This is a genomic window from Sphingobacterium kitahiroshimense (assembly GCF_025961315.1).
In the GTDB taxonomy this organism is placed as follows: domain Bacteria; phylum Bacteroidota; class Bacteroidia; order Sphingobacteriales; family Sphingobacteriaceae; genus Sphingobacterium; species Sphingobacterium anhuiense.
The window spans coordinates 1504246-1515799 of record NZ_JAOQNK010000001.1 but is presented as its reverse complement, the minus strand read 5'-3'; the positions used below and the strand labels follow the sequence as shown (position 1 = coordinate 1515799).

Below are 11554 nucleotides of genomic sequence, written 5' to 3'. Positions count from 1 at the left end.
TAAAATTTTGTTCATGTTCTTATTTTTAAAACTGAATATCTATTCCTAAACCGTAATATTTTAATGTCGGGTAGTTTCGTCCGCTGTTTGCTGCCCCTGACATGTTGCCATCAAATTCTGAAGATTCCGGATCGATCCAGGAGTTGAGACTCAGTGTCAGCAGATTTTGGGCGTTCACAAATATCCGTGCCTTTTGCAGATGCAGGCGGCTTGCGAAGTTCGATGACAAGGAATAGCCGATCTGCAGGTTTTTCAGTCTGGCATACTTACCGTTGAATAAGAAGATATCTGATTCCGTTTGGTAATTATTCGTAGTCGATGCTGAGCCTGCGGCCGTGAGCCTTGGCCATGCTGCTCCCGTATTGGTCGGTGTCCAATAATCGAGCTGGTGCTGATAGATGGCATAGGAGTAGTTCTCGTGGAACGGCTCGACCAATTCGCCCCTTACCATCATATCCCTACTGCCCACACCTTGCCAGAACATGCTGAAATCGATGTTTTTGTAAGTGAGGTCGTATGTAAATCCAAAGGTGTAACGAGGAAAGGCATTGCCCAAGACAAATCGGTCTTTGGAATCTATGACACCATCATTATTGCGGTCAATATAGCGGACGTCACCAGGTTGCAAATCCGAAGCGGCAACGCCAACTGGTAATGCTGCGGTTTCAATTTCTTGTATATTTTTGAAATAGTTCTGAACTTTATAACCGTAGTAGGAATTAAAAGGTAGTCCTTCGCGTACTATTTTTCGGATGCGGTCGGATTCGGAGAACTGCTCTTTTCCTTCAAAATAAGTCACCTCATTGTGTGAGTCTCCAATGTTTGCCATGAAATTATGCTGGAATTCACCGGTTTTCGTTCTGTAGGACAGTACAAATTCCCATCCTTGATTTTTCATCTTTCCAATATTAGTCTTAGCAGGTCCCGTTCCAAATGTTGATGGAATCGTTGGAGTGATGAGGATATCACTTGTATTTTTATGGAAATAATCGAAGCTGGCGGTCAGACTGTTATGAAAGAATGAGGCATCTAATCCGATATTGAAATTATGCGTTTTTTCCCAGCGCAGGTCTTCATTGGCATAAGTAAACCCAGCTCCACTGACAGCTTCGTTGTTGAAGCCGTAACTGTTATTGACCGGTGTATAGCGGGTGAGGTACTGATAAGGAGGAATATCTTGATTTCCCAATATACCGTATGAAGAACGGAGTTTTAGATCACCGACACGTTCTTTATAGGATTCCATAAAACCCTCTTCCGAGATGCGCCAGCCGAGCGATAGCGATGGGAAGAAGCCCCAGCGGTTATGCTTGGCAAATTTGGAAGAGCCGTCGTAACGGAAAGAGGCTTCCATAAAATAACGTTGGGCATACGCATAATTTAGTCTTCCGATGAGTGATGTAATGCTCGTCTCTTCGGTGCCTTCGGGTGTGGTTCTACTGGAAGGATCGATGATGGTTCCTGTGGTTGGTGTACCTAAGATCGGATCGGTGAACTGCAATTTGATTTCATTTTGCCGGCGGGTAAAAGACTCATTGGTAGCCCCGAAAAGACCTTTGAATTCATGATCGCCAAAGGTGCGGTTGTAATCCAATAACAATTGATAGTTGAGCATGGACACTTTTTCATTAAAGTCTTCGGTATTACGGGTTGAATTGACATATACCAAAGGTTTTTCTGCGTCTGCACTGGAATACAGCGGTACCTGAATCCGTCGGATGTAGCGGTGATCTGAAGTGAGTTCTGCACCGAAAACCCCGCGCAATTTCAAACCTTCCATGAGTTTCACATCCAACGCAATGTTGGCATTGAAATAATCATTGTCTTTCTTCTGGTATCCACCTTCCCTTAATTCGGCTAAGGGATTCTGATCGGTCAGTGCATTATTGATCAGGTAGCGACCATTGTCGGCCTGCATCCTATAATAATAGTAGGAGGGGATACGGGAGGAATTGATGATGGCATTGCCAGCTGTCGTGTTCAGTCCGTTATTTCTGGAATAGGCCAAAATACTACTTAATTTGAAGATTCCAAATTCATTGCTGAGGTTGGAGCGTAGGTTGAAGCGTTCGATTCCATAGTCTTTGTTACCGACAAAATTGCTCCGTTGATTGAGATAGCCTCCGGAGAAAAGATAGGTCGAATGCTCACCACCACCAGAAATGGAGACATTATGATTTTGCTGCAGGGCAGTCTGCATGATCCGGTCATAATTCCACTCTTCCTCATCGCGATGGTTGTAGAGATCCATGATCTGATCGGGAGTGAATTCCGGGTCTGAACCAATATTTGTTAGGGCAAGATTTTTCAAGGTGGCATTTTGGTAGCCTGCAATAGGGGAAAAAAGGATTTTAGGATCTTGAATACCGGCCATCGCAGATAGAGTAACGCGTGGTGCCCGGTTCTTTACTCCCGATTTTGTTGTCACAAGCAATACTCCGTTTGCTGATCTGGAACCGTAAATGGCGGCTGAACCAGCATCCTTTAGTACAGATACGCTTTCGATATCTGCTGGATTGAGTTTGTTGAGTGCTCCGGATTCAGAGATCAGACCGTCGATGACAACCAGTGGACCGTTACTGTTCATGGTGGAAATCCCCCTGATGTTGATGTTCATGGTGTTGTCATTGGGATCCATGCTTCGTTGCTGGATGTTGAGACTTGGAGAGGCACCCTGTAGCGCTTGGGTAACGTTGGCAACAGGTCTGTTTTCAATGGCTTTGGCATTGATCTGATCTACTGCCCCTACAACAGATCTACGGGTTGTAGTGCCGTAACCGACCACAATCACTTCGTCGAGCGATTGACTGTCTGCAGTCATCTGAACGCTGATGACATTGCTTTCGATGCGCATTTCAACATTTTGGTAGCCTATGTAGGTGACACGAATGCGGTCTCCAATTTTTCCAGGCACGGAAAAGCTTCCTTCTGGATTCGTCACCACTGTTGTGGTGGTTCCAAGCAAAAGTACGGTAGCTCCCTGAATAGGCTTGCCGTTTTCATCGATGACTTTCCCCTGCACAGCTTGCTGGGCAGCCGTCCATTTGAGGAAAGTAGGTTTCGATATTGCTATATAAGGGGCATGCCCAAATAGCAGTATACCTGAAACCAGGAATAATTTTGACTTTTTAATCATAGTGAATAAAAGTTTATATGTTGGTTATTTTAGCTAGATTGCTAAACCGTGTTTGCTGTATAACTAAACCGGTTTAACAAATTTAAATATATTATTGAAATAACCTATTATTTTGAATATTTTTTTTGAAAAACGTATTTCGATAAAGATTAAAAGGATATCGATCTACATGTACAGGCGAAAAAGACCGAAAAAATTGATAATAAAAAAGGGGCAACATATATGTTGCCCCTTTTTCTGTTTATGGGTATGTTAGTTCGTATTCTGATCAATACCTTCTAGGGTTTTGCCTTTTGTTTCAGGAAGGAATAGGATGAAAATAAAGGATAGAACGACCATTATTCCATAAAAGAGAAAAATATAGAATCCGCCATTTTCTCCTCCTTCTACGATAACAGGAAATATCCAGGAAATGATAGCGGCAAATATCCAATGTGTCGTGCTTCCGAGTGAAGAACCTTTGGCGCGTATTTCATTAGGAAATATTTCTGCAAGAAATACCCAGATTACAGCGCCCTGCGATAGTGCAAATGCCCCAATAAAGCCGATGATATAAAACAAGAGATAGGTGGAATGGCCTGATTTGAGACCGAAAGCGGTAAGCATTAGGAATACAAACATGCCCACTGCTCCTGTCAAGAGTAATTTTTTTCTACCGAATTTGTCAATGATACTCATGCCTAGAAAGGTGAATACCACATTGGTGCCTCCAATAAAGATCGGTTGGAGATAACTGAGCTGTGCTTCAAAACCTGCGATTTCAAAGATGCGGGGAGCGTAATACAGGATCGCATTGATACCGGTCATCTGATTAAAAAATGCGAGAAGTACGGCAAAAGCAATCGGTTTATAATACTTCTTCTGCCACAGAGAAGGTGAATGACGGGTATTTTCGGTCTGCTGCGTTTGTGTCAGAGCCGGTTGTCCCAGTGTATGGAATACGGCATTTGCTTCATCGATATTGCGATGTAAAGCGAGCCAACGTGGGCTTTCTGGAATTTTTTTCAGGAGTACGTAAAAGATTCCGGCAGGTAAAGCCATGATGGCAAGCATATACCGCCAAGCATGATCCCCGGTATCTGCAAAAAGAAAATTGGTACAATAAGCCACAAGTATCCCACTTACGATCATAATCTGAAAGAGCCCTGTTAATTTACCTCGGTCTTTGGCCGGTGATATTTCGGAAATATAAACAGGTCCGACCACCGAACTGATACCAACGGCTAGGCCCCCTAGGAATCTAAAGAGTAGAAACAAGCTCCAAAAAGGGGAGGCACCACAGCCAATGGCCGAGAGCAGATATAAAAGTGCGATGGCGCTCAGGACGGGTTTTCGGCCGTAACGTTCTGAAAAACGGCCAGCGACAATAGCGCCCACGATGGTTCCGATTAGTGATATGGAAACTGTCAGTCCATGCCAGAAAGCATCGAGTTGCCACAGTTTTTGAATGATCTGTTCGGCACCTGAAATTACTGCAGTTTCAAAACCGAATAAAAAGCCGCCTAGGGCAGCTATTAATGAAAACTTCCAAACATTTTTCATAAGCTAAGTGAGGTTGCTAATCCTAAAAATAAATTCCAGCTATTAAATGACGCAACATATATGGGCATGTTGATTTCTTTTTGAACGGCCGGGAGAAAAAGGTGATGCGATTTGGCAATACTTCCGCCTAAAATCAACCCTTCTGGTTTAAGCGTAAGGATGTGGAGTTTGATAAAATCGACTAAGGCTTCTGCAAGAAATGAAAAGGCTGCTGTCCGTTCCTGAATCAATTTTTCGTTGTCGACCAGCGCTTTGATATGCGCTATTCCATCTGTTCCATTTTGCTTGAGATGCGAAAGTATACCTCTGGTGGAGATAAAATCTTCGGCTATACCTGTACGGAATGGTGCCGACCCATAATTTAGGTCGCTGACCTGTTTGTCGGTGTAAAAAGCCGATCCTAAACCTGTCCCAAGACTTAGACCTGCAATCCGTTTGTCTTGCAGGTTATGGTGATAAAGTTCGCCCAGTAGAAATGCTTTTGCATCGTTGATAAATTTGATATTTTCTCCATAGACACCATATTGTTTCATAAAATGAGATTTGATATCCATCTGCAATAGGGACTGATACTTATGCATGCCGTCCATCAGACAGATCCCATTTTCATAATCAAAAGGTCCTGGAATAGAGACGATCATGGCATCAATTTTTTCATGTTCCCTGTTCCAGACCGATTGGATGATTTGGTCCCACTGCGCTAAAATAATATCACGGCTTGCTGCACTGTCCACATCACCTTGCATCTCTTTGATGGGAAAATATTGTTTTCCTTCTTTTTTAAGGGATGCTGCCGTCAGGTGTGAACCGCCGATATCGATACAGATTGTAATGTTATCTTTCATAGTGCAGTATTTGTTGAGCCATGAAAAGGAAGTAGGGATTGCCGATCATAAGGCAACAGGAGTTCTCCAAGTTTATTTGAGTAAGCATGATTTATAATGGTTGATTAAGAATAATAAGCAAAACCGGTTTTGCTATTTTTGTAAAACTAGAGAATTAAAATAAATTCTCCAATTTTTTTACAAAGAACTTTTTCGGATTTGTAATTCTGAAGGGATAATATCTTCTGCAATACACTTTTCTTTGGCCGTTAATTGGTTCACGAGCATGTGTACTATACTTTTTGCGATTTTTTCCAGAGGCTGGCGGATACAGGAAACTGGCGGTTGTACGAGTTCAAATATTTCGTGGTCATCGAAAGTGATGAAGGCTAATTGACGTTCGTTTTGAAGATTTTGAAGGGCTTTTATACCCATCACACAGAGGTAATTGGTACTAAAATAAAGTGCATCAAGATGCGTATTTTTGTCTAACCATTCGCGTATCTCTTTCCAACCATGTTCTTTTTTTTCGCTGAAACTGGTTAAACACACATGTGGCTTCAGGCTATGCTGATCGAGCGTGGTGAGGTACGCCTGTAATCTATCCTGCATTTGCGGTTGTTGCGAATTGATGGTGACCATTCCGATGTTCCGGTATCCCTGTTCTAAAAGATGTTGAATTGCCGTGCTGCTGGCTTCATAATTATTGGTGCCCACATAATTGGCGTCAATGCCCAAGATCTTTCGGTCGAACAGCACAATAGGTGTATTGCTGTCGACGATGCGTTTTACTTCTTTCTCGATATGGTCTGTGGGCGCCAGAATTAAGCCATCAACTTGCTTATCGATCATGGTCTGTATGATTTCAGCAGCAAGTTTATTATTGCCCATAGTACTGCTGTAAAGTACTTGATATTCGTACTTGCGCAAATATTCTTCAATGTACAAGGCTATTGGACCAAAGAATGAGTCACCGATGTTTTCAACGATGAGACCAATGGTCCGAGATTTGCCTGTTGCTAAGCTTTTCGCTAATGCATTTGGCTTGTAACCAATTTCTTCAATATAATCTAAAACACGTTTTGTGAGTACTTTACTGATCCTGCTTTTCTCTGCTTTTCCATTGATGACCAATGAAACGGTCGATTTGGATACGTTTAAATGTTTTGCAATTTCACTGATGGACATATGTACCAAATTTTATTGAAGCCAAAGTACATATTTTATATCATTTATTAAGAAAGTCTGACGAATCCGGGTAGGTTAAATCAGCGAGAGGCTTAGTATCAAGGTTTTTTAACGGTAATCTCAAATAGGAACAAAAGAATATCTTTAAATAAAGTAAATTTTATTCTAAATCCGTAATTGTACTCTTCGGTTATTGTTATTTAATGATTTCAATAGCTTCAAACGCAGGTTTTCTTTTCTTTAAAATTTATATTTGATGTTTAATCTGTCAAAATTTTATATATTTAGTTTTGACAATAAAGGTTTAACAATTCGTAAAGGCAATTATGTTTAAGCATCTAAAATTCATTGACGGTACATCTGATAAATTCTGGGAAATACAAACAAACGGTGCAACACATACAGTGACTTATGGTAGAAATGGTACTGCCGGGCAATCTAAAGATAAAACATTTGATAGTGAAGAAGCGTGTCTCAAGGATGCGGAGAAGCTTATTAATGAGAAAACTAAGAAAGGATATTCGGAGGACGGCACAGTAGAAGTAGCGCCACAAGTTACAAAAGAGGGAACTGTGCGGAAACCTAACGCCTCCGCACAGCGTAAAGAAGAAGCGGTGAAGCGTATTAAAGAGATCATCAGTAAAGGCAGTGTATCTGATATTATTCCTTATCTGGAAGAATATGCAAGTGGCAATCTAGAGGTGATTAAAAAGGAGATTCGTGCTGCCAAACGCTATTGGGTCGATTATGTGGATCTCTCCAAAGATCCTTTGTTTAAGTCGAAAGCGCAGTATGATTGGGGTATACGCGGGACAAAGGGGCAGCAACGAATGGTCAAATTATTGGCTTTAGCGACCTTTAGCGGTTCGGATGCCGCTAGCTGGGATGTATTTATCGAATTAATCAATCAAGTGAGAAGCCCGGAAGTTGACCAGATTCTAACGTATGCCAAACCCAATTGGCTGACACCATATTTGCTGCAATACGTTCGTAAAAATACGTGGCAATCTGTTGATTATGATACTTTAAGGTATGCGGAAAGTAAGGGGTTTCTGGAATTTGAGCCGGAGGTTTACGCAAATTCAATGTCAAGACTCCATAATCCATCAGCTGCTTTACTGAGTTTTTTTACAACAGACGAATTGACCATACAGCGCGATATTCCACTTGTTTTTGATTATGAAACACCGATCCATACGGTTTACTCTAATTATAGGTATGAAAATCAGGTCAATGAACTGACCTGGGATAAAATATTTGATCAATTGCTGGCCGATAATAAAATTGATAAAGCGTTTATTTTAACAAGTGCGTTGGAGGTTCAAACCAAAAATTGGAACATTAACCTGAAGAGTTATTTTAGAAAATTGATCGATCGGATAGGCGTGGATGAGAAAATGCTGCTGGAACACCAGGAGTTATTTTTTCCCTTGCTGCATGCTGAAAATAGTGCTGTGATCAATTTCGTCGTCGATACTTTAAAACCTTATTTTGCACATGCTGACTTTAGATTGGAAGAATTTCTAACCTGGTCTGAGGGTCTTTTTATGCGCAATGATATTAAATCGGCACTTAAAACGCTGCTGGTACAATTTGATAAATTGCTTAAAAACCGTCCCGAAGTAAAAGAACAATTTATTCTTCAGGCGGCCGATATCTTTATGGTCCAGGATCTGCAATTGCAGGATCGAGCGGCGAAATTTATATTAAAACATCAGAAAGATCCGATAGAAGCGCTTACAGAAAAACTTACGCTTTACAGTGCGCAAATGCTGGGAAGTATTCCTGCAGATTTAAAAAATTTAATGGCGGCATCCAGCTATACTGAACAGGAAATCTTAATTGAATTATTGATCAGTACTGGAGAGGAATATGTTTTTGATCCAGTGAACGAAAAAAAACTCCAGCAGCCTTTTACTTATCCTGCGAGTTGGAATGATATTTTGTTTAAAATTGGAGAGGTCATCGGTAGTACAGATGCCGTTCAGATGGAAATATTGATGAATGCCTGGGTCTTGCACAGAGCGACTTTTCCGGCGGATTATAAGGAGCAGCTGGATCCCTATATCAATCAGCTTAAGAAAGTTTACCGGGAATCGCAATGGTTTCAGCACTTTTCTGGGGTATTTTTAAATATGTACTTCCAGCCGAATAAGATCTATCAGAATACGGATCGATACTCAAACTATTCCAAATGGGCGAGTATGATCGGAGAGCAGTTAACACAGCTACAGCGCCATATCGCAAAAGAAATTCAATTGCCTTTATTGAGTTTACCGACGCATGAACCTTTTTGGATTGCTCCTCAAATAGTGGTACAACGTATTTTAGATTATCAAGATAAAGGCGTAGCCCTAGATTTATTGGATCTGTCTATCGCTTTGAGCCGTACGGTTCGGGAAGATCTGGATGGTGTTGTAGCGTTGATCGATCAGATAAACGACAGTCAGGTCAAAGCAGTTCTGACCTATGCGTTAGGATTTGATGACGAACTGAAAATTGAAAAAAAATCATGGGTCAAAAAGCTTTTATCTTCATCCGATAATGCGCATGTGGGCTGGCTGGGTGTTTGGGCTACTGTTGCCCGGACGCATTATCCAGAGGCTGTTTTTCCGGAATTTGAAGATGAAAATTTGAAAGACATACCCTTTGCCGTAGCGCCTTTCCAACCGGAGCTTACGTTTACACCTTCTTATTATCAGGGATATAATTATCAGACTAAAAAATCAGAAATGGTGTATGATGGTGAAAAATTAAGTTTCCACTTTCCAAACTTCAAACAAGAACCGCACACCTTTATTTACCACAAGGATATTTATCAACGGGGCAAGGACAGTTTGCATAGTTATTATCTGTATAAAGATGATATCTCTTACATGCATAGTGTGATGCCTCAGAATACCGAAAGTCTTTCTTTGTTTCTGACCTTGGGGTTAGCGGCTAAATGTGATCAAGGTGGAAAGACGCCGATCGGCTATTTGCAGGAAATGATGTATGATTTCTTTAACTTTGATCGGCAGTCGGTGCTATTTTTAGCGACTTCATGTTTTAACAAAGAAAAAGAAGTTCGGGCCATGGCTACAGAAGTGCTCATCACGGCCATCGATAGGCATCGATTACCGGTTCACGATCTGGGGCATTTCCTGGGCATCCTGATGAGTCATACTTATGGTCCATTAGGAAGATTAGAGGAGGTTTTGGGGCAGTGCCGGGATATCTCTTCCAAACATAATAATGCTTTGATGCAGGTGATCAATCAGATGCTCCTGGATTACACTATAGCTGAAAAAATGCCGACTAATTTCAAGAAACTGATTGAACTATATTATGATCTGGTACATAAGGAAAATCAGGAAATTTCCATTGAAATGAAGCAGGTATTTGAGAAATTAATGGTTTTTAAATCATTACAACCGATATTAAAAAAATTAAGCAAATAAGACATGGCAATTACAGATTTAGCGTTCAGCTACAGCAATAATTCAACACTTGTACAGCAATCAGGAATGCAGCAATTGGTGCTTGCCCACCAGTCCGAATTAAGTGAGGTAAGTGCTGTTCCGTGTTTTTTCTGGGGCAGTATTACCGATCCGCTATTAACTTCAAAATGCTTATTGACATTGGCCAAAGTGGTGCAGTCTAGTTTTGGACCGGTACCCCCGAGCCTACGGGATCCTATTGTATCTGCTGGTACAGATCAGATCCGCTTTGAAGGATTCTCTTCCTGCAATGGTGTGTATGCACGGGTTGACCTGCTTGAAGATGCCATTGATGGCGAGTTTATCAGCAGTGGTACGACCAATGTAGACTTTAATGAGCCTATGCTCAATGCTTTAAATGCCGTTAAAAAAACGGAGAAAATGGTGCTGGGTGTCGGAAGTAAAGAGGTTTCCATCAGTACCGATAAAACCAAAGTAGTGGAAAAGAAAGTCACTTTACCACCCCGATGGATCAAAGGATTGACTTCTGTACAGCTTTATCTTGCCGGTATGCAAGAAAAATACAGTTTGTCCAAAATACAGATTATCCAACTGTTTCAGGGCATTCCAAAAGGGAATGTGAAAGGTGAGTTATTCCTGAGCCAAAGAGGGCCCAGGTTTGTGTTTTCACCTATTGCAACAGCGGGATCAGTACGCGTAGGCGGTGTACAGCGCTTGCGTTTATTGGAGGGAATCTTGCCTTATGCGGAAAAGTTGATCGTCTATCAGGAAGACGGAGGCGAGAGTTGTGCCTTTGTTGCCGATTTTGGTAAGATCAGACTTTCGTTGGCATTATCGCCCGATAACTACCGTGGTTTTTCAGGGGAAGGAAATGTATTGGAAAATATGGTCAAGGCGGTGCCTCAAGAATGGGTACATGCCGTGAACAGCCTGCTCAAGTCCAATGCACTTTTTGATCCGACTTTATTAGCGATAGAACACGATGTGGATTTTGCATCCATGGATACCTTGACAGGTTCCCTTTCCTCAATAGGTTTACTCGGGTATGATCTGCACGATCATCAGCATTATTACCGCAGATTGCCCTTCAAGACAGAGCGTATTCTTGCTCTAAATCCAAGATTGAAGAATGCACAGAAATTAGTGACAACAGATGGTGTTCAATTTGTCAAAAATACGCCAAACTATATCGAAGCCCGAGTTGAAGGTTCGGGTGTAAAGCATACCGTGATTATTGCTGGAGACAAACAGCAATGTACCTGTGACTGGTTTACGAATCATCAAGGAAAACGCGGACTGTGTAAACATATTTTAGCAGTGAAAATGCTAAATGGCTAGTCTTGTATTCAGAAAGCTGAAGTTTTGGTGAAAACAAACATCAAAGCTTCGCGGTTATTATTAATTAAAGATGCTTTCCTTAGTTG

The 11554-nt window shown here is 41.4% G+C and carries 6 protein-coding genes; 2 read left to right on the top strand and 4 right to left on the bottom strand.

The genetic code is table 11. The features are described 5' to 3' along the window. Positions 1-25: 25 nt before the first annotated feature. The 4 genes from M2265_RS06920 to M2265_RS06905 form a co-directional block, all read right to left on the bottom strand. Positions 26-3136: a SusC/RagA family TonB-linked outer membrane protein gene (locus M2265_RS06920; RefSeq protein ID WP_132771306.1), complete on the bottom strand. Its 3111-nt coding sequence runs from the start codon at positions 3134-3136 to the stop codon at positions 26-28. Between the two features lie 252 nt (positions 3137-3388). Further along, positions 3389-4678 (bottom strand): sugar porter family MFS transporter, encoded by a 1290-nt coding sequence (locus M2265_RS06915; RefSeq protein WP_132771307.1) that lies wholly within the window; start codon positions 4676-4678, stop codon positions 3389-3391. Beyond that, positions 4675-5523: an ROK family protein gene (locus M2265_RS06910; protein WP_132771308.1), complete on the bottom strand. Its 849-nt coding sequence runs from the start codon at positions 5521-5523 to the stop codon at positions 4675-4677. The genes M2265_RS06915 and M2265_RS06910 overlap by 4 nt, the downstream gene beginning before the upstream one ends. A 177-nt stretch (positions 5524-5700) precedes the next feature. After that, on the bottom strand, positions 5701-6690 hold the full coding sequence (locus M2265_RS06905; RefSeq protein ID WP_132771309.1) for a LacI family DNA-binding transcriptional regulator: 990 nt from the start codon (positions 6688-6690) through the stop codon (positions 5701-5703). Between the two features lie 326 nt (positions 6691-7016). Between M2265_RS06905 and M2265_RS06900 the strand changes: the two genes are divergently transcribed. Then, positions 7017-10130 carry a DUF6493 family protein gene (locus M2265_RS06900; RefSeq protein ID WP_132771310.1) on the top strand — a complete coding sequence of 1038 codons (3114 nt, stop codon included), beginning with the start codon at positions 7017-7019 and terminating at the stop codon, positions 10128-10130. Positions 10131-10133: 3 nt separating this feature from the next. Beyond that, positions 10134-11468: an SWIM zinc finger family protein gene (locus M2265_RS06895; protein ID WP_206368168.1), complete on the top strand. Its 1335-nt coding sequence runs from the start codon at positions 10134-10136 to the stop codon at positions 11466-11468. Positions 11469-11554 lie beyond the last annotated feature (86 nt).

Coding starts and splice junctions, on each gene's coding strand:
- M2265_RS06900 (WP_132771310.1), top strand. CDS start 7,017: ATGTTTAAGCATCTAAAATTCATTGACGGTACATCTGATAAATTCTGG.
- M2265_RS06910 (WP_132771308.1), bottom strand. CDS start 5,523: ATGAAAGATAACATTACAATCTGTATCGATATCGGCGGTTCACACCTG.
- M2265_RS06895 (WP_206368168.1), top strand. CDS start 10,134: ATGGCAATTACAGATTTAGCGTTCAGCTACAGCAATAATTCAACACTT.
- M2265_RS06915 (WP_132771307.1), bottom strand. CDS start 4,678: ATGAAAAATGTTTGGAAGTTTTCATTAATAGCTGCCCTAGGCGGCTTT.
- M2265_RS06905 (WP_132771309.1), bottom strand. CDS start 6,690: ATGTCCATCAGTGAAATTGCAAAACATTTAAACGTATCCAAATCGACC.
- M2265_RS06920 (WP_132771306.1), bottom strand. CDS start 3,136: ATGATTAAAAAGTCAAAATTATTCCTGGTTTCAGGTATACTGCTATTT.